The sequence below is a fragment of the Streptococcus suis genome (assembly GCF_024509555.1).
GTDB classification, from domain to species: Bacteria; Bacillota; Bacilli; order Lactobacillales; family Streptococcaceae; genus Streptococcus; species Streptococcus suis_AD.
On record NZ_JAMWEL010000016.1, the window covers coordinates 17,871 to 37,932 of the forward strand.

Here is a 20,062-nt window from a genome sequence, read left to right on the forward strand (position 1 = left end):
CTATTTTATAAGTTAAAATAGAAGAGTAACTTCCCTTAGTTAAATGGATATAACAAATTCCTCCTAAGAATTAGTTGCTGGTTCGATTCCGGCAGGGGAGATTAAGTAAACTATAAAACCCTTGAATTATCAATATTTTCAAGGGTTTTGTTTTGTCTAAAAATTGATCAAGGGGCACGAAAGGGGCAAGCTAAAAGAGTTCCACTGTACTCTTGTTGATGCAGTCTAATATATCATGAGCAGTGTTTGAGTCTATTTTGAGGGGCGGTGTGGGTCCGATTGCCCTACACGATCCATGACAACTTTATCGATAGGTAAAGATGAATTAAAAGTCAATTAGTGGTTGTAATGAAAGCTAAGTATATTGGAAAAACTGAATCTCATATTTTGGATAATGGGAAAATTTATGAAATCCTTTCGGTTGAACAAGGGTGGTACCGTATGATAGATAAATCTGGAGAAGATTACCTATACCCAGCTGAAGAATTTGAAATTGTAACATAATCAAAAAGCATTCGAGATATCGAGTGCTTTTTGATTATTTGCAACATAGACAGAAGTAATAAACAGTATTAGCAAATCACCTCACCTGCATTCCATAAATCGTTTGTTTTCTGTTTACAAGATAAGCCAAGGCGAGCACTGGAATGGCGTAGGGGATGATGTTCCAACCAAATACCTCGTAGCCGATTAAAATCGGTGCCAGTAATGTGTTGGTTGCTGAGCCAAATACAGCACAATAGCCAAGGGCAGCAGCAAGTTCGATTGGCAGTCCTAATATTCCGGCTAAAAGAACTCCAAAACTAGCTCCAATAGCAAAGAGAGGGGTGACCTCACCGCCTTGAAAACCTGCGGCCAAACTCAAGCAGGTGAGCAGGAGTTTGAGTAGCCAGTCATAAGCAAATACGGGCTCCCCAACTAAACTGGCTTCAATCAAATTGGTACCCAGACCAGAATAGCGACCGTGATGTAAGAAGTATAGCAGGACTGTTAACCCAAGTCCCATGACGGTTATTTTTAGGTAAGGATTTGGCAACCAGCGAGTCGAATGCTTTTTTGCTTGTTCTAAAAGCCAGGCAAAAAGATTACCAATAACCCCAAAGCATAGGGCAATAAAAATCCATTTGAAACTATCTGTAAACTGGAAAGTGGGGACCGAAATAGTATGAGTAAATTTTTCCAAGCCCAATAAATGTGAAGTAGTAGAGGCTGTAAAGGCAGCTATTAAACAATAGACCAAATTTCTCCAAGCATATTGACCAACTATCAAGACCTCAATAGCAAAGAAACTGGCAGCCAAAGGTGTTTGAAAGAGCCCAGCAAAACCTGCTGCCATACCCATCTTCGTCACCATATCTTTGGACAAGTCTGAAAAACCATGCTTCTGTAGCCAATGTGAAAGACTAGCTCCAAGCTGAACGGCCACACCTTCACGGCCAACGGAAGCCCCAAAAAGATGGCTGAGCCAAGTTGTAGAAATGATTAGCGGAATGAGAACAGGTGAAATTTGTGCATCCTCACCTTGACCAGCTTTAAAAACCAACCCCATCCCAGCTTGAACTTCTCTGCCCCATTTTTGATAGACAAATACAATCACTAGCCCAGCCAATGCAAGAAAAGGGACAAGGTAATCGAAATATTCTGAACGTACTTGTCCAATTTCTAATAAAAACTTCCCGAAGAATGTGGTGACCAGTCCAGCTACTAGTCCCATGAGGACGGAAAAGAGCAGGAGTTGAAGTATTTGTTTATATTTATTGGTCATCGCTAGCTAGTTTTGCAGCTTGATAGGCTCTAGACTGGGCCATGATATCGCTAAAGGTCGCTTGAATAGCAGAGCGGTAATCTTCTTTCTGGACTAGCTTTCCAACGCGTTCAAGGACAGCATTTTCTCTGCTAGTGTCTAAGACAGGTTTGCCAGTGGCTTGCTTATAAGCTGTGACTTGATCCACCAGCTCCATACGTTTTTCAAGCAAGTCAACTAATTGACTGTCAATAGCATTAATATTTTCACGGATGTGATCTAGATTCATATTCTTCTCCTTTTAAGAAAACCAGTAACAGATGTTACTGGTTAATTTGATTATTCATTTACTTTTGCTGCAAGATCAGTAGCGAACTGCTCGAGGTTAACGATATCCTCGTCTTCTGCAGCAAGGTCTACCTTAACATTTTCAGCACCCTTGACTGCACCACGTGAACCAAGCATGACATCAAAGTCATCTACTGCACTACAGAAGTCATCATAGAAGGTATCGCCAGAACCGCAAACACCGTACACCTTACCAGTCAAATCCAAGTCCGCTAGGTCAGCATAGAAATCAACGATTTCATCAGGAAGCTCACCATCACCACCATAAGAATAAGTGTAGCTGGCTACGACAATTAAGTCAGCATCCAAGATTTCATCCGTTTCAATAGTAGTACATTCATGAACCTGTACTTCCAAACCCAACTCTTCTAGCTTACTGGCGACGATATCAGCAATTTCTTCTGTGTTACCAGTCATACTAGCGTAAACAATTTTTGCTAGTGCCATAATTTCCTCCAAATTACATAGTAATCTCATTATACCATACTCCCATCATTTTCAAAAGGGGAAGTTTATGCTAAAATGATGAAAAGGAGTTGCTATGACTATTTACAGTACAATTATCGAAAAAATTCGCGAATATGACACTATTATCATTCATCGTCACCAACGACCAGATCCAGATGCTATCGGTAGTCAGGTTGGCTTACAGAAGCTCTTGCAGAAGAATTTTCCTGAAAAAACCATTAAGGTGACCGGTTTCAATGAGCCGAATCTTGCTTGGATGGCAGAAATGGATCAGGTTTCCGACCAAGATTATCAAGGGGCCTTGGTTATCGTAACGGACACTGCCAATACGGCGCGTGTGGATGACGACCGCTACACTCAGGGTGAATTCCTGATAAAAATCGACCACCATCCAAATGAAGAGCCTTATGGTGACCTGCTCTGGGTCAATACTGAGGCTAGCTCATGCAGTGAAATGATTGCAGAATTGGGCCTTCAAAGCCAGTTGGAGTTGGATGGGGAAACTGCTCGACTGCTATATGCTGGTATTGTTGGCGATACGGGACGTTTTCTTTATCCGGCGACTAGCTCACGCACTTTTGAAATTGTTGCCCGCCTTCGTCAGGAAGATTTTGACTTTGCAAGGATGTCTCGCCAGATGGATACCATTGATTTCAAGATTGCCAAGCTGACAGGTTACGTTTACGACAACTTGGAAGTGGATGAGTACGGTGCGGCACGGGTCATTTTGACACAAGCTATTCTCAAAAAATACGGGGTGACCGATGCGGATACATCATTTATCGTTGGGGCTCCAGGACGGATTGGCACTGTACAATCTTGGGGGATTTTTGTGGAACAAACTGACGGAAATTACAGGGTTCGTTTACGCAGCAAGTACATTCCGATAAACGAGATTGCCAAGCGCCACGATGGCGGTGGCCACCCACTAGCCAGCGGTGCTAACTCTTGTTCCCTTTCCGAAAATGAGCAAATCTATCAAGAAATTCAAGAGGTCGTGAGGAATGCAAGCAAGTAGTCGCTCCCTTCGTCTAATGGGAACCATTATTGAAACAAAAATATGGCACCCAGATGCAGAACCAATTTTAGATCAGGTTGAAGAGTTGCTCTATCTATATAAGGATCGATTTTCTGCTAATGATTTGACGTCAGAATTGATGGAGGTCAATCTAAACGCTGGTGTTCAAGCAGTTCCTGTTGCCGATGACCTGTATGAATTGATTAAATTGGGCAAAGAACACAGTCTGGCTCAGGGATCTTTTTTGAATATTACCATCGGTCCACTTGTGCAAAGCTGGCGGATTGGATTTAGCGATGCTAAACTTCCAACTCAAGAAATGATCAGTGAAAAACTCCAACTCATCAATCCAAGGGACATTGAATTATATGACCAAGAGCAGACGGTCTATCTAAAAAAAGAAGGCATGGCCATTGATCTGGGTGCTCTTGCTAAAGGATATGTAGCAGATAAGATTGTTGACTTCTTGAAAAGAATAGGTGTGGAGGCTGGACTGATTAACCTGGGAGGCAATGTCTTAACTTTCGGTCAGGCTCCGCATAATCCAGAAGGTTGCTGGCGAATTGGGATTCAGGATCCTCAGAAAACACGGGGTGAAAATGCCCTCGTCCTCAACATAGGAGAGGAGTCAGTTGTCACCTCTGGCATTTACGAAAGAACCCTAACGGTAGATGGTCAGAGCTACCACCACATTTTAAGTTCGCAAACGGGTTATCCTATCCAGAGCCAGCTGGCCAGTGTGACCATCGTGTCAAAAAACTCTGTCGATGGTGAAATTTGGACGACCAGACTGTTCGGTCAGGAGATAAATCAGATTTTGAAAGAGGTTGAAGAGACGGATGGTCTTGATGCGGTTTTGATAGGGCTCGATGGGAAGATTTTTGTGACCTCAGGACTTTCTGAAAAAATACTGGCAGGTAAGGAGCGGATTTCAGACAGTTTGGGCAGCCCATCAAGAGGGGGATTTGGTGCAAGAGTGACTTCTGACCTGGCATCAGGTGCTTCTGTTTTGTAGAAAAATTACATTTTTTGAATTGGAAGTATTCCTTCAAGTTGCTATGTATCAAGTAGTCTAAAAGGGACAAGGACGACTAGTTTGCTAGTCTCCATGTCTCTTTTTTGACTTTAGTCATTTGAATCAGCTTTGATATAGTGGTTTGAATTAGGAAAAGGTCGGTTTTGAGGACAGTGACGTTAACCATCTACCAAAAATGCTTTTGAAGTCTCGAATTTTTAAACTTAGACCTACCTTGTTTCCAATTCAATTAGCTATATATCATCATTTTCAGCTTGCCGAATACGGAAGCTATATTCAATAAACTTAGAAAGTAGCCTAGGAAACGAAAACGCTGATAAAACCGAGGTTTATCAAGGGGTGTTGACAACGTCTAGTTTTGATTTTCGCAAAGCGGGAGTAGGAAAGAACATGACAATCCATAGGAGAGTTCTAGTACATCCCAGAGGCTATATTGACTGCCTTTGCCTCATTTTCTTGTTAGAAAGTTAATTTATTCAACTATAAATCATTGGTAAAGTCATGGAATCTTTCTGTTAGAATAATCCATGAAAAAATGGAAATCTGGACTAACTTGTTGTATAATAGGACTAATATGAAAAAAAAGATTCATCAGTTCTTATCAGTTGTTACGAGTAAGCTTGGACAGGTCTTGGTTGGTCTCTTTGTTCTTATCACTGTCCTAGTCTTTGCTACCTTTTGGGTCTGGGAAAAGGCGGCTCAACCTTTTGTGGTTGCACGTAATCAGGCAGAAAGTGTAGCGAGAGAGTATGCAAATGTTGATAGCATTGACTCATTTGCAATTTATAATGGTACCGAAACCTTCTATAGTTTGGAGGGGACAGATAAGGAGGGAGTTGATTTACTCATCCTTGTACCTGAGAAGTCAGGTTCGATTCATACTTATCAGAAGAGTGCAGGAGTTTCAGAGGTAGAAGCTCAGGAAATCGCAGCCAATAATGGTGCGACAAGCATCGATAGAGTTGTGCTTGGTTTTGAGGAGGGCAAACCGATTTGGGAAGTCAAGTCTGGGACTGCATATTATATAGTCGATTTTGAAACAGGAGATTTTGTCAAAAAGGAGGGCTTATGAGCAAGCTATCAAAACGTGTCTTAGAAATGGAAGAAAGTGTCACGCTGGCAGCGGGTGCGCGTGCAAAAGCCTTGAAGGCAGAGGGCCGTGATATTCTAGAATTGACCTTGGGTGAGCCAGACTTCGTCACACCGAAAAATATTCAAGAAGCAGCGATTCGTTCTATTGAAAATGGCAAGGCGAGCTTTTACACAGTGGCTTCAGGTCTTCCTGAGTTGAAGGACGCAGTCAATACCTACTTCGAGAATTTCTACGGCTATTCTATCGAACGCAATCAAATCGTTCTTGCCACGGGTGCCAAGTTTGTCCTCTACGCTTTCTTTGCGGCGGTTATCAATCCTGATGATGAGGTTCTGATTCCAACACCTTACTGGGTATCCTATGCTGACCAGATCAAGATGAACGAAGGCGTGCCAGTCTTTGTCACTGCCACAGAAGAACATAATTTCAAGGTAACGGTTGACCAACTAGAAGCGGCTCGGACAGATAAGACCAAGGTTCTCTTGCTCAATAGTCCGTCCAATCCGACAGGTATGATTTACAGTCGTGAGGAATTGGAATCTATTGGAAACTGGGCTGTGGAACACGACATTCTCATCTTGGCAGACGATATTTATGGCCGTTTGGTCTATAACGGTAATAGTTTCACGCCAATTTCCAGCATCTCAGAGAGCATTCGCCAGCAGACTATTGTGGTCAATGGTGTGGCAAAAGCCTATGCCATGACAGGTTGGCGGGTTGGCTTTGCGGTTGGCAATCCTGAGATTATTGCGGCCATGAGTAAGATTGTCGGACAAACGACGTCAAACTTGACAACTGCTGCTCAGTATGCGGCCATTGAAGCCTTTACAGGTCCGCAAGATACGGTAGAAACCATGCGTCAGGCCTTTGAAGAGCGACTCAATACCATTTATCCCTTGCTGGCAGAAGTACCAGGTTTTGAAGTCATTAAGCCAGAAGGTGCCTTCTATCTCTTCCCTAATGTCAAAAAAGCTATGGAAATGAAGGGCTACACAGATGTGACCGAATTTACCACAGCTATCTTGGAAGAAGTCGGTGTGGCCTTGGTGACAGGTGCAGGTTTTGGTGCTCCTGAAAATATCCGCCTCAGCTATGCAACAGATATGGACACGCTCAAAGAAGCAGTGGCTCGACTACATACGTTTATGAAAAAATAAAAAGAGGAAAAATAATGTCTAGAAAATTGATTACCATTAACCAAGTCAAAGATTATGTCGGTCAAGAAGTGACCATTGGTGCCTGGGTTGCCAACAAATCAGGCAAGGGCAAGTTGGCTTTCTTGCAGTTGCGTGACGGAACAGCCTTCTTCCAAGCTGTTGCTTTCAAACCAAACTTCATTGAAAAATTCGGCGAGGAAGTTGGTACAGCAAAATTTGATGTAGCAAAACGCCTTAGCCAAGAAACTTCTGTCTATGTAACAGGAATCGTTAAGGAAGACGAGCGTTCTAAGTTTGGTTACGAGTTGGATGTGACAGACTTGGAAGTCATCGGTGAGTCACAAGATTACCCAATCACGCCAAAAGAACACGGTACGGACTTCCTCATGGACAACCGTCACCTCTGGTTGCGTTCACGTAAGCAGGTCGCTATCCAACAAATCCGTAACGCCATCATCTATGCGACTTATGAGTTCTTTGAAAAGAATGGCTTTATCAAGTTTGATAGCCCAATCTTGTCTGGAAATGCGGCAGAAGATTCAACAGAATTGTTCGAAACAGACTACTTTGGTCAACCAGCTTATCTCAGTCAATCAGGTCAGCTTTACCTGGAAGCTGGTGCTATGGCCCTTGGTCGTGTTTTCGACTTCGGTCCTGTTTTCCGTGCGGAAAAATCAAAAACTCGCCGTCACTTGACTGAGTTCTGGATGATGGATGCCGAGTATTCATTCCTCAGCCATGAAGAGTCACTTGACTTGCAAGAAGCTTATGTCAAAGCCTTGATTCAAGGGGTTATCGACCGTGCTCCACAAGCCTTGGAAACTCTTGAGCGTGATGTGGATGCTCTCAAACGCTACATTGCAGAACCATTCAAACGTGTGGCTTATGATGATGCCATTACCCTTCTTCAAGAGCATGAAGCTGATGAAGATACAGACTACGAACACATCGAGCATGGGGATGACTTTGGCTCGCCACATGAAACTTGGATTTCAAACTACTTTGGTGTACCGACTTTCGTGGTCAACTATCCAGCAAGCTTCAAGGCCTTCTACATGAAGCCAGTTCCAGGTAATCCAGAGCGCGTGCTTTGTGCGGACCTCTTGGCTCCAGAGGGCTACGGTGAAATCATCGGTGGCTCTATGCGTGAGGACGATTACGATGCCTTGGTAGCCAAGATGGACGAGCTCGGCATGGACAAGTCAGAATACGAATTCTACCTTGACCTGCGTAAATACGGTTCAGTGCCACACGGTGGTTTCGGTATCGGTATTGAGCGTATGGTAACATTCGTCGCTGGTACAAAACACATCCGTGAAGCCATTCCGTTCCCACGTATGTTGCAACGCTTGCATCCATAAGCAAATCAATAGACATACAAACAGACTACAAACGTGGTCTGTTTTTTTTTTGGGGGGGAGTTCAGTTGATTTGAGTAATATTGTTTTGCCTTACTCTTCGGAAGTGGCTTGCTTTCAATTTTCATTGCACCTCCGCTTGTTGGTTGTGGTAAACAGCACCTCATTTTCTTGTCTGAAAGCCAATAAATTCGACTATGTAGGAAGCATACTCAGCATTTAGTGATTCTTAACTTTGCTGACTAAAATTTACTGTAACTTCCTGTGTGATTTTCAAAAGTTTATAGCCAGATTTTATCACTTTTAATATATCAATCTATAGTTAAACTAAAATAGAAATGCTATTTTTTATAAATAGTTCTATGGCTGGAAATTGCTAAAAAACTGAATTTTTCATTTAATATTCTTATATAAAAATACAATAAAATCCTTGACAAATACCGGGGGGGGGGGTAAAATAGTATAAAAATATTTTATGAGGTGTAGGAATGTTTTGGGATAAAAAACAAATTTTCTCTATTCGTAAGACTAGCCTGGGAATTGGGAGCGTCTTGTTAGGTTTGGTGCTACTTGCGCCAACGGTAGCTGCAGATGAAGTATCAAATCAAGATACAGTCGGACCAGCAACTAGTGTGAGGACGACTACTGACCCAACGGTAGCTGTAGATGAAGTGCCAAATCAAGATACTGTTAGATCAACAACTAGCGTAGAAACGACTACTGACCCAACATCTGTAAGTAGTCAGCCTAAAGTTGAAACAAGCACTATTCCAGCTACAACTGAATATCTTGCAGATGATAGCTTGGAGTACGGTAAAACAGAAGTTGTTACCCCAGCAGTAGACGGTGTGATTGAAACTGTAACAACCTATAAAGAGATTGAAAAAGCTGTTGACATTGTGGATCAATCGGCGAAAGATACTATGGCATCAACAGACTACAAGTACGGTTCTTCAGACTTCTACCATGTTGATGATTCACAGGAAAAGCCAAGTGAGAAGATTATCATCGACCGTATCTTCTCAGATGTCAAACCAATGACCGAAGAAGAAGTAAAAAACAACCAGTCTATCCGTGATATTGTGACAGGGTTAGAGTCTGTAGTATATTCAGAGTTAGAGTCACCGACTGAGAATCCATTACCAGAGGCGCATGGTTTATTGAAATTGACGAGTGTTGACGGAAGTAAGCCAGATATATATCTGACTACCGAAAGTATAGATCCAACGAATCCAACTTTTCAAGCCTTGTTGAAGGAATATAGTTTTAGAGGAACTACTAGAGAAAATTGGGCTTCCACACCATGGACAGGAGATTTACAAGACTCAATCAACAGTCAATTACGCAAGGCAGTTTATGTTGAATTAGCAAAAAAATCCTCTGAAGTTCTTGCCAACTTGGCTGGTTTCCGCTATATTAATGCTCTTGTGGGTGAAGGTAATGATGAAGCAACTGCAGTTAAGGGCTATTTTACAAGTAAACTGTCTATTAGTGAACAGTTGTATGCTGACGCAAAGGTTACTTATGAGAGATTCCTTCTGGCTGTAAAAGAAGGAGAGATGGAAGAAAGCCTATTTGCTGGAGTCACAGTTGACGAGGATGGGAATCCATATACAGTGATGCGAGAAAACCCTGTCATTCAAACAGGGAAGGATGCTTTTGATACGATTACTAAACGCTACAATGATTCCAAAGGAAGTATTCAAAATCCGTTTGGATTTGAAAATACAAATCTGTCAGAAGATAATCAAGCTGCCCTAGCGGAAAAAATTTCACAACTTCCTGAGGCAGTGAAAGAAAACCTTTTAAAATTAATCATTACAGATAAAGTACTTGATACTGCTTGGGCACGTGGGATAACATACTTGGCGAGTAATGAGATACAACTAAGACAATTTTCAGAAAGAGAATTTTTAGTTCTTTCCAATCAAGGTAAAAAAGAAGTGAAGATTCCTACAATTCAACCGTTTGATTTGTTTGATAATTTCTTACATGAACTGGGCCATGTTATTGATAATATGTCAGGGATGGTAGTCTATGATTATTATGCCTACCAACCTGAAGACGGTCAGGTGAAATCAGATTTGCGTAAAAATGGTTCTCCTACCATAAGTATGAGATCAATGGGTCGCCTTTCTTACTCAAATGACTTCCTAAAAGTATTTGAAGAGTATTTCGTCAATAAAGAAGATGTGTGGGAATATATCCGTTGGACTCCTAGTGAGGCTTGGGCAGACTCTTTAGGGGAGTACATCAACTATAAAATCTATGGTGCTCCTTATACACGCTATAAGAAAATTGATGGTGTTGTGTACGCATATAATCCGGCCTTAGCTGGGCAAAATGCTGAGTATGATGCCATGAAAGAAACAGTCTATGATGTAGGCTACAGTCCTGTTGAAGCCTCTGAGTTTTATTGGGAATCCATTTACAAAAAGCTTTTTGAACCAGAAGTTATCAAAGAAACTGTGGTAGATGGTGTTACAACAAATATCACTCCAGTTCAAAATGGTAAAGTTTTAGTAGGAACAAAGCCTAAAGTTACTATAGAATCCATTTCATTTAAGACTGTAGAGGAATCGGATGCTAGCCAACCAGTCGGCTATCGTGTAGTGAAGCAAGCAGGCCAAAATGGTCAGTTGGAAACAAAAACCACCTATACAGTAGATAGTAAAACAGGTCAAGTGACAGAAACGACTAGTACAACAGTTTTACAAGACACGATTGATGAAATTATTCTAGTAGGAATAAAAGAAGTCACCGAAGAAATTTCAGAAAAACCAGAAGTTACAGTTGGAACTACGATTGAAGTTCTTGCTTACGCAAGCCGAGAAGAAACAGATTCAAGTCAACCTATAGGTTATAGATACACTAAGCAAGTTGGCGAAAATGGACTGGTTAAAGTTACAATAACGACTACAAAAGATCCTAAAACAGGTCAAATCACAACGGAAGTTGAGAGAGAAATACTTAAAGCTGCGATTGACGAGATTGTTGTTCTAGGAACAAAAGTTGTCGAAGAAGAGCCAAATAATCCTTCTCAACCAATCAATAACAATGAGGATTTGCAGCCAGTTGTAAAAGAAGAACTAGTATCTAAACCTCCAGTAACTATACCAATGGATGAGAAGAACTCAAGCTTAGTTGAAAGTAACAGAGAGACCGATAACTCTGTTAAACAAATAGCGGGTGAGGTCATTACTAAAATGCATCATAATCCTTCAGCTGTATTAGTAAATGCAGACTCGACGAAGACTTCAACACTCCCAGCAACAGGTGAGAAAGAAAGCAGCTTCATTAGTCTTCTAGGTGTGACATCCTTAGCGGGAGGTCTTGCACTAGCTGCTAGTCATCGTCGTGGAAAATACATGGATTAATCTTTGTCATCCTCAAAGTATTATGAAATTATAACTCACAAAACAGACTACAAACGTGGTCTGTTTTCTTGATTTTTCACTGAGTTTTATTTATAATTATTCTAAATAAGATTATGGAGTAGTTATGAAAGAGAACAATTTGAGAAATGAGATTATCCGTTTGGCCTTACCAGCGACGGTGGAAAATATCTTTCAGACCTTAGTTGGTTTTGTGGATACCCTCTTGATTGCCCAGCTGGGTCTAGTAGCAGTGACGGCAGTGGGTTTGCCCAACCCCTATGAAAATGAGCTTACTGACCAATGGTTTTAATGTGATCTTGGACTATTTCTTGATTTTTGGTATTGGCTCTTGGTCAGGTTTGGGGATTGTAGGGACAGCCTTGGGAACCGTCTTAGCTCGCTTGCTTGGCACTGTCTTGCTTTACCGAAAGGTACAGCAGACTGACTTGGCAGTTGATCTCAAACAATTGTTCCACTTGGGAAGTCCTAAGGAAATGGTGGATTTGACCCTACCTGCAGCAGCCGAACGCTTGGTTATGCGGTTGGGTCAGGTGGTCTATTTCAGTTTGATTGTGGGGCTGGGGACGACTGTCTATGCCTCCCACATGATTGCAGGCAATATTGAGGGTTTTACCTATATGCCAGCCTATGGTCTTGCGACAGCGGCAGCGGTTTTGATCGGTCAAGCCTTGGGAAAGGGGGATATCCTCACAGTTAGACGGGTCGCATTTCTCAGCTCTGCCTATGGAGTAGCCATCATGTCCCTGCTGGGAATCGTCTTATTTTTCGGAGCTCCAAGTTTTGCTCTGCTATTTACCAAAGACCTAGAAGCCGTCCGTCAAGTCGTCACAGCCTTACGGATCGATGCTTTCAACCAGCCAGGCCTTGCGGTTTCTTTGATCATGGCTGGCGCACTGCAGGGGTTAGGGGATACCAAGTCGCCGCTCTACTCCACAGTGATAGGGATGTGGGGGCTGCGTGTTTTAGGCGTTATCGTCTTGGGCCAGATGCTCGGTTTAGGAATTGCTGGTGTCTGGCTGTCGATTTTGATTGACCTGCTCTTGCGAGCGATTTTTCTGATTTGGAGATTTCATGTAAAAACAAGAAAACTGGCTGAGTAGCCAGTTTTTTTAGGAGTTATTGATGGATAGGCGGTTTTGATAAGCCAATTCGAGGAGGTATTTGTATAGTGGAACGATGTCGGTTTGTTTTGGGAATTCCAATTTTAGACTAACCAACTCTTCCTGTTTTGATTTGAGGTAGATATTGCGCAAGTAGGTGATAGTGATTTCACTATCATCTAGGCCGAAACCAGCTGTTTCCATCTCGACATGGACCAGGGTTGAGAGGAAGATGGATTTTATGGCTGTTTTCTTCCCTGTTGCTCCTTGTTTGTCCACGAATATAATACGAATATTGGTAAAGATAACTGCGTCTCGAATCAAGACGTAGCCGTTTTGAATGACTTCCTCATCAAGTAGATACTGAGAGTATTCCGCGTATAGGGATTTGTTACTTTGTTGGCTAAAGTTTCCAGCAAGACCCTGAGCGATTTTTCCTAAATTCAATGCCATAGACATTCTCCTTTACTCTATTTTTATATAGAATAGTATAGTAGTTTTTTTGACAAGATGCAATAGCAAATAAAAAAATATGTTCTAACAGGTCGCCAAAACAGTGTCAGCTTTTTGCTTGGGAAAAGAGTCTGGAAATAGTTTTTCTTGAGTGCGAGCAGGATGAGTTTGTCTAAAACTGTGCTATAATAGATGTAGAAAAGCAAAGGAGATTGACAGATGAAAACCATTCATACAGATAAGGCACCAGCGGCTATCGGTCCATATGTACAAGGAAAGGTAGTGGGGAATTTCCTCTTTGCCTCTGGTCAGGTTCCCTTGTCACCTGAAACGGGTGAAATCGTGGGAGAGACTATTCAAGAACAGACGGAGCAGGTCTTGAAAAATATTGCTGCTATCTTAGAAGCAGCTGGTACAGATTTTGACCATGTGGTTAAAACGACTTGCTTCCTCAAAGATATGAATGACTTCGTGGCTTTTAACGAAGTTTATAAAACAGCCTTTTCAGCAGATTTCCCAGCTCGCTCAGCGGTGGAAGTGGCACGCTTGCCACGTGATGTTAAGGTTGAAATTGAAGTGATTGCGGTAATTGATTAAGAAAGAAAAGGAGGGAATGTCATGGCAGACAAACTCCATTTAGTAATTGTGACAGGGATGTCGGGAGCTGGTAAGACGGTAGCTATCCAATCTTTTGAGGACTTGGGTTATTTTACCATTGATAATATGCCGCCGACCCTCTTGCCAAAATTTTTAGAATTGATTCGCCACAGTCAAGACAACAATAAGATTGCCTTGGTGGTGGATATGCGGAGCCGTTCTTTCTTTTCGGAAATTCGAGAGGTTTTGGATGAGATTGAGTCGGCAGAGGATTTGGATTTCAAAGTCTTGTTTTTGGATGCAACAGACAGCGAATTGGTAGCTCGCTATAAGGAAACTCGTCGGTCTCATCCGCTTGCAGCAGATGGCCGGGTTTTGGACGGGATACAGCTGGAGCGTGAACTCTTGGCACCATTGAAAAACATGAGCCAGAATGTCATCGATACAACTGAATTGACACCGCGTAATCTGCGGATGGCCATTTCTGAGCAATTTGCTAGTCAGGACAACCAACCATCCTTCCGTGTGGAAGTCATGTCTTTTGGTTTCAAATATGGTCTACCTTTAGATGCGGACTTGGTCTTTGATGTGCGTTTCTTGCCAAATCCATATTACCAGAAGGAGTTGCGAAATTTGACCGGATTGGATGCTCCTGTCTTTGATTATGTCATGGCCCACCAGGAATCTGAAGAATTTTACAGCCACCTTATCGGCTTGATTGAGCCAATTCTGCCAGGTTATCAGAAGGAAGGGAAGTCTGTACTGACCATTGCTGTTGGTTGCACGGGTGGTCAACATAGAAGCGTTGCTTTTGCCAAACGCTTGGCAGATGATTTGGAGAAAAACTGGATTGTCAACCGTAGCCATCGCGACAAGGACAGAAGGAAGGAAACGGTCAATCGCTCATGAGAAAACCAAAGATTACAGTGATTGGTGGAGGAACGGGAATTCCGGTTATCCTAAAGAGCCTGCGGGACAAGGATGTGGACATTACGGCCATTGTGACGGTAGCAGATGACGGGGGGTCCTCAGGTGAAATTCGTCAAGCTCTGCAGGTGACGCCCCCAGGAGATTTGCGCAATGTCCTCTTAGCCATGTCGGATATGCCCAAGTTGTATGAGCAGATTTTCCAGTATCGCTTTGCGGATTCGGACGGTCCTTTGGCTGGACACCCCCTAGGTAATCTGATTATCGCTGGAATTTCGGAGATGCAGGGCTCGACCTATAATGCTATGCGGCTGCTAACTCGATTTTTCCATACGACTGGTCGGATTTACCCTTCTAGTGAACAAGCCTTAACTCTCCATGCTGTATTTACAGATGGTACTGAGGTGTCGGGTGAGAGCAAGATTGCCAAACATAAGGGCATGATTGGCCATGTCTATGTGACCAATTCCTACAATGATGATGAGCCTAAGGCTAGTCGTCAGGTGGTCGAGGCCATTATGGAGAGTGACATGGTGGTCTTGGGACCTGGTTCGCTCTTTACATCCATCCTGCCCAATCTCATGATTTCGGATATTGGCAAGGCTTTGAAAGAAACCAAGGCTGAGGTGACCTATGTTTGCAATATCATGACCCAGCGTGGTGAGACGGAGTTTTTCTCGGATGCCGACCATGTGATAGTCTTGAATGGTCATTTGGGAGAGAAGTTTATCGACACGGTTTTGGTCAACAGTGAACCCGTTCCGCAAGACTACATGAATACCCACCAGTTTGATGAATATTTGGTTCAGGTTAAGCATGATTTTGCTGGTTTGCAAGAGCAAGCTCGCCGTGTGATTTCATCTAATTTCTTACGTTTGGAAAATGGCGGAGCTTTTCATGATGGTGATTTGGTGGTAGAAGAGTTGCTCAAGATTTTGCAGGTGCGGTCATGAGTTTTACTATAAAAGTCAAAGAAGAACTCTTGATACAAGCCAGTCAAAATAAGAGTGAACTATCAGCCATTATCAAACTGTCTGGCAGTCTGGGGCTGGCTTCAACAGGTCTGACCCTGTCTATCTCGACGGAGAATGCCAAGATTGCCAGACATATTTACGAATTGTTCCTGCATTTTTATCAGGTAAAAGCAGAAATTCGTCACCATCAAAAACCTAATCTCAAAAAGAACCGTGTTTATGCAGTAGTCATTGAGGAGGGGGTCAATGATATCTTAAATGATTTGCATTTGGCAGATAGTTTTTTTGGATTGGAAACAGGGATTTCGCCTCTTGTTCTTGAAAATGATAGCTGGTGCCAAGCCTATCTGCGAGGGGCTTTCTTGGCAGCAGGTTCCGTCAAGGACCCTGAAAAGGGACGGTATCAGTTAGAAATTGCCTCTGTTTACAGTGACCATGCCCATGACTTAGCTAATCTGTTGCAGAAATTTCTCTTGGATGCTAAGGTTATTGAGCGAAGCAAGGGAACCATTACCTATCTGCAACGGGCAGAAGATATTATGGACTTTCTCTTAGTCATAGGGGCAGAGGAAGCCAAGACAGCCTTTGAAGATATTAAGCTCCTGCGTGAAGCACGTAATGACCTCAACCGTGCCAATAATGCAGAAACAGCTAATATTGCTAAGACGGTCAATGCCAGCATGAAGACCATCAACAATATCATCAAGATTATGGATAGCATTGGCTTGGATCAGCTGACGGGTGACCTGCAAGAGATTGCCCAACTCCGTATCCAACATCCTGATTATTCGATTCAGCAGTTGGCAGATAGTTTGACAGTTCCCATTACCAAAAGTGGTGTCAATCACCGTCTAAGGAAAATCAATAAGATTGCGGATGATTTATAGGGTTTATATAAACCAGTTCTTTTGAGCTGGTTTTTTGTCCTATAGTGTGCTTTTGTACAGGGAAATGAGCGGTAGGTTGCCACACAGTCTGGCTTGGAAATGAAATTTGCAAAGCGTGTCACAAACACCTATTACGGTACATCGAAAGTTATAATATATCAAACTCCTATAGACAAACGAAGTTGTGTCAATGGTGGTGGAAAAGATTCGACCATCCATTGAAGATCTCGTCAACAATTTCTCGTTTCAAATTGTTAAACTGAAGCAATCTATTCCCAGACATCAATTAATGAGGCTGGACTTGAACCCTGTCGCTCGTACCGGATTCTAATAATAAAGAAACCAAGTATTTCAGCTGGTTCCTGAAAACTAGAATGTGACCATAAAAATCTCGCTTCTACACGTTTGGAAGCAGGGGGAACTCCTTCTTAACTAGTCTACTGCTTTCCTATACTCCCTAGCCAGCAGATCATTTTCTTGTCTGGAAACTAATTAATTCACCTTTAGTTTTAATATATGGTGGTTAAAATCTAAAAAATTCAAATTTTAATTGGAATTAATATATTGTTTGAGATGTTTTTTAATATATGTTAAAATATATACATAGATAGGACATGGCTAGAAAGGAGTTAGGGATGATTAGTAATGAACAGTATGATTACCTCAGAAATCATCCGGCATTTGAGCATCTAAGTCAAGAAGCCTTTAATCAACTGGCTCAGCATGTCAGATTTCGGAAAATTTCAAAGGGACAAATATTTTTTTATGCTGAAGACCCTAGGGACTCACTAGTCGTTCTTTACCGTGGATATGCAAGGATTGAACATTATGATGAGACGGATACATTTGTATATTTTGACTATGTAAGGCAGGGAGGTGCCTTTCCGTTTGGGGATATGTTTCAAAATAAACCTTATCGCTATACAGCAGTTGCTAAAACAGACTTGGAATGTCTAATAGTTCCGATGGATTTGTTTGAGCAGGTATCGCAGAAAAATCCTCAACAATTAGTGTATATCTCACAAAAACTATCCAATATTTTGAGTTTTCAAGAACTGAGACTACGAAATACTATGCGTCCTATGGCAACGGATAGGGTCATTCAAACCCTGTCTCTTCTGTATAGGGATTTGTGCCTACCTGACCAATTACTTATCCTACCTTTTGAGATTCAGTTACAAGAACTGGCTCGTTTGGCAGCAACCACAAGAGAAACGGTTGGGCATGTCATAAAAAAATTAAAAGATGAAGGGCGTATTCGCTATGAACATAAACGCTTGACTTATTTAGATTTATCGTACTTTCTAGAAATTATCGGTAGAGACTAGCCAAGTGTAAAAGGGGTAATATTGAATGACTGAAATATTTCAGTCTTTTTTATATTCTATTTTTTTCAAAAATTCTATTGCTAGAAGAGTTTCACAAATTTATTGTCTTTTGAATCCGCTTTGATTCATCGTCACTTTCGGTTTGCGTACTCTAGTACTGCCTGCACCTCAGTTTCTAGTTTGAAAGCTAATTCACTCGACTGTATTTTATGTATAATATCCATAAAATGAATGAAAATTTGCTATTTTAGGTAAAAATGGTATATAATTTAGATATTTATTGAAAAAAATAAAAAATGCGACTGATTTCTCACGTAAAATGTGAAGGATTTCCAGTTTTGTAGAATAAGATTTGGTAAACTAAATATGAAAATGGAGACAGTGCGCCTTTTTAGATAGGTGTGCTATTCGTCAGGTATAGTCGTTTTGATTCTTTTAGGAGTTTCTAACTACCCCTAGTTGCTAGATAGGAGGTAGACTAAAACCTCCCTTAGAGTTTTTCGCTCGTCGCAGTAATTCAAGAGAGGTACGGCAACTATATCTATTCGACATAGCCATTTGTGATGATATTACTTGTTGTTTTGTACTGATAAGTAAGCAAGCCTAGGCTATTTTGAACATTACTCTTCGAAGGAACGATACTGCTTTATCAGTAATGTAGTTGATGAAAGACAAATAAATAAGTTATGGAAGGAGATAAGTGGTGAAAACTACTTTTATTAAGGATGGACACCGATTAGCTTGTATCGAAGCGATAAAGGAATTAATAGCATTTCCTTCGGTCATTCAAGAAAATGCTGTAGAAACTCCATTTGGTCAGTCCATTCAAGATGTTTTGGAACATACTTTAAAACTAGCAGCTGATTTGGGTTTTTCTACCTATCTAGATCCCAATGGTTACTATGGCTATGCTGATATCGGACAAGGAGATGATTTGTTGGCCATTCTCTGCCATCTGGATGTGGTTCCAGCTGGTGAATTAAGTGACTGGGATACACCGCCTTTTGATGCTATTATTCAGGATGGTTTCCTCATTGGGCGAGGTGTACAGGATGATAAGGGGCCTTCAATGGCAGTCTTGTATGCAGTCAAATCCCTGATAGATGCAGGAGTTACATTCAAGAAACGAGTACGATTTATTTTTGGTACGGATGAGGAGACTCTTTGGCGATGCATGGAACGTTACCAGGAATTGGAAGAAATTGCTACCATGGGATTTGCGCCTGATTCTTCATTTCCAGTTACTTATGCAGAAAAAGGTTTGCTTCAGGTGAAGTTACATGGCCCTTGTCATGATAGTTTAGCCTTGGAGGCTGGGACTGCCTTTAATATTGTCCCGGAAAAAGCAACCTATTCGGGGCATTTACTCGCTGAAGTTTCAGCTGAGATGGAAAATTGGGGCTTTGACTATGAAATTGCCGATGATCGCATTACCGTTTTGGGAATCTCCAAACATTCTAAAGATGCCACAGAGGGAATTAATGCCATTGTACGTCTAGCTATGGGCTTAAATAAATTTGATGAACATCCAGCAATTGATTTTATATCGAACGCAGTCGGTCAAGATGCCACAGGGTTTAGATTGTTTGGTGATGTCAATGATGAACCTTCAGGTACCTTGAGTTTCAATGTTTCAGGGATTACCATTACACCTGAAAAATCTGAAATTCGTTTGGATATCCGTATCCCTGTTACGGTTGATAAGGCAGAGTTGGTAGAGAGGCTCATCAAAGTGGCAGACTATTATGGTCTGACCTATGAAGAGTATGATTACTTGGCACCACTTTACATGCCTTTGGATAGTGAGCTGGTTTCAACCCTCATGTCAGTCTATCAGGATATTACAGGTGATAAGGCTAGTCAACCGATTTCTTCAGGCGGTGCAACCTTTGCTCGTGCTATGCCCAACTGTGTCGCCTTTGGTGCAAATTTCCCACATTCAAAACAGACAGAGCATCAGGCAAATGAATCCATTTCCCTAGATGATTTGTTCAAGGCTATGGAAATCTATGCAGAAGCGATCTATCGTTTAGCCGTACAATAAACAAAGAAAATAGAAGGGGAAAGTTCTCAGAAATCGGCTGAGAACTTTTTTTGATACTTAATAAAAATCAAAAATAGCAAACTAAGGACTATTACTCGGTGTAAAATTTCAATTATATGTTCAGCTTGGAAA

At 41.7% G+C, this 20,062-nt stretch carries 17 protein-coding genes, 1 tRNA gene and 1 pseudogene; 15 read left to right on the plus strand and 4 right to left on the minus strand.

The window, feature by feature from the left end; all coding sequences use genetic code 11:
• The first annotated feature begins 29 nt into the window (after window positions 1–29).
• Window positions 30–101 (plus strand) — tRNA-Arg (locus tag NF418_RS07475).
• A 247-nt stretch (window positions 102–348) separates the two neighbouring features.
• On the plus strand, window positions 349–504 hold the full coding sequence (locus NF418_RS07480; RefSeq protein ID WP_256779069.1) for a hypothetical protein: 156 nt from the start codon (window positions 349–351) through the stop codon (window positions 502–504).
• Between the two features lie 76 nt (window positions 505–580).
• Here NF418_RS07480 and NF418_RS07485 read toward each other — a convergent pair whose 3' ends face one another.
• Genes NF418_RS07485 through NF418_RS07495 form a run of 3 tightly spaced genes read right to left on the minus strand, consistent with a single transcriptional unit; the run spans window position 581 to window position 2,539 of the window.
• The gene (locus tag NF418_RS07485) at window positions 581–1,765 is read right to left on the minus strand and encodes a chloride channel protein (RefSeq protein ID WP_256779071.1); all 1,185 of its coding nucleotides are present in this window, start codon (window positions 1,763–1,765) and stop codon (window positions 581–583) included.
• Window positions 1,755–2,033, minus strand: coding sequence for a chorismate mutase (locus NF418_RS07490; RefSeq protein WP_256779072.1), 279 nt, complete (start codon window positions 2,031–2,033; stop codon window positions 1,755–1,757). Before NF418_RS07490 ends, NF418_RS07485 begins: the two co-directional genes overlap by 11 nt.
• A 50-nt stretch (window positions 2,034–2,083) precedes the next feature.
• Complete coding sequence (locus NF418_RS07495; RefSeq protein WP_171999803.1) at window positions 2,084–2,539, minus strand: flavodoxin; 456 nt, start codon at window positions 2,537–2,539, stop codon at window positions 2,084–2,086.
• 94 nt (window positions 2,540–2,633) lie between these two features.
• On the opposite strand from NF418_RS07495, the gene NF418_RS07500 reads away from it, so the two are divergent.
• The 7 genes and pseudogenes from NF418_RS07500 to NF418_RS07530 all read left to right on the plus strand — a co-directional run bounded on the left by NF418_RS07500 (window position 2,634) and on the right by NF418_RS07530 (window position 12,720).
• The gene (locus tag NF418_RS07500; protein ID WP_256779074.1) at window positions 2,634–3,578 is read left to right on the plus strand and encodes a DHH family phosphoesterase; all 945 of its coding nucleotides are present in this window, start codon (window positions 2,634–2,636) and stop codon (window positions 3,576–3,578) included.
• Entirely contained in the window at window positions 3,565–4,593 is a 1,029-nt protein-coding gene (locus NF418_RS07505) for an FAD:protein FMN transferase (protein WP_256779075.1), read from the plus strand. The genes NF418_RS07500 and NF418_RS07505 overlap by 14 nt, the downstream gene beginning before the upstream one ends.
• Window positions 4,594–5,188: 595 nt before the next feature.
• Complete coding sequence (locus NF418_RS07510) at window positions 5,189–5,686, plus strand: cell wall elongation regulator TseB-like domain-containing protein (RefSeq protein ID WP_256779076.1); 498 nt, start codon at window positions 5,189–5,191, stop codon at window positions 5,684–5,686.
• Window positions 5,683–6,864, plus strand: coding sequence for a pyridoxal phosphate-dependent aminotransferase (locus NF418_RS07515; protein ID WP_256779077.1), 1,182 nt, complete (start codon window positions 5,683–5,685; stop codon window positions 6,862–6,864). The genes NF418_RS07510 and NF418_RS07515 overlap by 4 nt, the downstream gene beginning before the upstream one ends.
• Before the next feature lie 14 nt (window positions 6,865–6,878).
• Window positions 6,879–8,225 (plus strand): asparagine--tRNA ligase, encoded by a 1,347-nt coding sequence (gene asnS, locus NF418_RS07520; protein ID WP_256779078.1) that lies wholly within the window; start codon window positions 6,879–6,881, stop codon window positions 8,223–8,225.
• 485 nt (window positions 8,226–8,710) lie between these two features.
• Window positions 8,711–11,599, plus strand: a complete 2,889-nt coding sequence (locus NF418_RS07525) for a G5 domain-containing protein (RefSeq protein WP_256779079.1) — start codon at window positions 8,711–8,713, stop codon at window positions 11,597–11,599.
• A 124-nt stretch (window positions 11,600–11,723) separates the two neighbouring features.
• Window positions 11,724–12,720 (plus strand): annotated as a pseudogene (locus NF418_RS07530) (MATE family efflux transporter).
• Window positions 12,721–12,729: 9 nt separating this feature from the next.
• On the opposite strand, the gene NF418_RS07535 reads toward NF418_RS07530, so the two are convergent.
• Window positions 12,730–13,173: a PH domain-containing protein gene (locus tag NF418_RS07535; RefSeq protein WP_373325952.1), complete on the minus strand. Its 444-nt coding sequence runs from the start codon at window positions 13,171–13,173 to the stop codon at window positions 12,730–12,732.
• Between the two features lie 219 nt (window positions 13,174–13,392).
• On the opposite strand from NF418_RS07535, the gene NF418_RS07540 reads away from it, so the two are divergent.
• From NF418_RS07540 to NF418_RS07565, 6 genes are all read left to right on the plus strand, one after another.
• Window positions 13,393–13,770, plus strand: a complete 378-nt coding sequence (locus tag NF418_RS07540; protein ID WP_024387428.1) for a RidA family protein — start codon at window positions 13,393–13,395, stop codon at window positions 13,768–13,770.
• 21 nt (window positions 13,771–13,791) lie between these two features.
• The gene (gene rapZ / locus NF418_RS07545; RefSeq protein WP_256779080.1) at window positions 13,792–14,679 is read left to right on the plus strand and encodes an RNase adapter RapZ; all 888 of its coding nucleotides are present in this window, start codon (window positions 13,792–13,794) and stop codon (window positions 14,677–14,679) included.
• A complete protein-coding gene (locus NF418_RS07550) occupies window positions 14,676–15,650 on the plus strand; it encodes a YvcK family protein (RefSeq protein WP_105145132.1) in 975 nt (324 codons plus the stop codon). Before rapZ ends, NF418_RS07550 begins: the two co-directional genes overlap by 4 nt.
• Entirely contained in the window at window positions 15,647–16,558 is a 912-nt protein-coding gene (gene whiA, locus NF418_RS07555) for a DNA-binding protein WhiA (protein ID WP_256779081.1), read from the plus strand. Before NF418_RS07550 ends, whiA begins: the two co-directional genes overlap by 4 nt.
• Before the next feature lie 635 nt (window positions 16,559–17,193).
• Window positions 17,194–17,886: a Crp/Fnr family transcriptional regulator gene (locus NF418_RS07560; protein WP_172053860.1), complete on the plus strand. Its 693-nt coding sequence runs from the start codon at window positions 17,194–17,196 to the stop codon at window positions 17,884–17,886.
• A gap of 703 nt (window positions 17,887–18,589) precedes the next feature.
• Window positions 18,590–19,930 carry a dipeptidase gene (locus NF418_RS07565; RefSeq protein ID WP_256779082.1) on the plus strand — a complete coding sequence of 447 codons (1,341 nt, stop codon included), beginning with the start codon at window positions 18,590–18,592 and terminating at the stop codon, window positions 19,928–19,930.
• Window positions 19,931–20,062: the final 132 nt, after the last annotated feature.

Excerpts from the sequence above, each read along its gene's own strand:
- NF418_RS07485 (WP_256779071.1), bottom strand. The coding sequence starts at position 1,765 with ATGACCAATAAATATAAACAAATACTTCAACTCCTGCTCTTTTCCGTC.
- NF418_RS07550 (WP_105145132.1), top strand. The coding sequence starts at position 14,676 with ATGAGAAAACCAAAGATTACAGTGATTGGTGGAGGAACGGGAATTCCG.
- NF418_RS07510 (WP_256779076.1), top strand. The coding sequence starts at position 5,189 with ATGAAAAAAAAGATTCATCAGTTCTTATCAGTTGTTACGAGTAAGCTT.
- asnS (WP_256779078.1), top strand. The coding sequence starts at position 6,879 with ATGTCTAGAAAATTGATTACCATTAACCAAGTCAAAGATTATGTCGGT.
- NF418_RS07490 (WP_256779072.1), bottom strand. The coding sequence starts at position 2,033 with ATGAATCTAGATCACATCCGTGAAAATATTAATGCTATTGACAGTCAA.
- NF418_RS07535 (WP_373325952.1), bottom strand. The coding sequence starts at position 13,173 with ATGGCATTGAATTTAGGAAAAATCGCTCAGGGTCTTGCTGGAAACTTT.
- NF418_RS07495 (WP_171999803.1), bottom strand. The coding sequence starts at position 2,539 with ATGGCACTAGCAAAAATTGTTTACGCTAGTATGACTGGTAACACAGAA.
- NF418_RS07525 (WP_256779079.1), top strand. The coding sequence starts at position 8,711 with ATGTTTTGGGATAAAAAACAAATTTTCTCTATTCGTAAGACTAGCCTG.
- NF418_RS07540 (WP_024387428.1), top strand. The coding sequence starts at position 13,393 with ATGAAAACCATTCATACAGATAAGGCACCAGCGGCTATCGGTCCATAT.
- rapZ (WP_256779080.1), top strand. The coding sequence starts at position 13,792 with ATGGCAGACAAACTCCATTTAGTAATTGTGACAGGGATGTCGGGAGCT.
- NF418_RS07480 (WP_256779069.1), top strand. The coding sequence starts at position 349 with ATGAAAGCTAAGTATATTGGAAAAACTGAATCTCATATTTTGGATAAT.
- NF418_RS07515 (WP_256779077.1), top strand. The coding sequence starts at position 5,683 with ATGAGCAAGCTATCAAAACGTGTCTTAGAAATGGAAGAAAGTGTCACG.
- NF418_RS07560 (WP_172053860.1), top strand. The coding sequence starts at position 17,194 with ATGATTAGTAATGAACAGTATGATTACCTCAGAAATCATCCGGCATTT.
- NF418_RS07505 (WP_256779075.1), top strand. The coding sequence starts at position 3,565 with ATGCAAGCAAGTAGTCGCTCCCTTCGTCTAATGGGAACCATTATTGAA.
- NF418_RS07500 (WP_256779074.1), top strand. The coding sequence starts at position 2,634 with ATGACTATTTACAGTACAATTATCGAAAAAATTCGCGAATATGACACT.
- whiA (WP_256779081.1), top strand. The coding sequence starts at position 15,647 with ATGAGTTTTACTATAAAAGTCAAAGAAGAACTCTTGATACAAGCCAGT.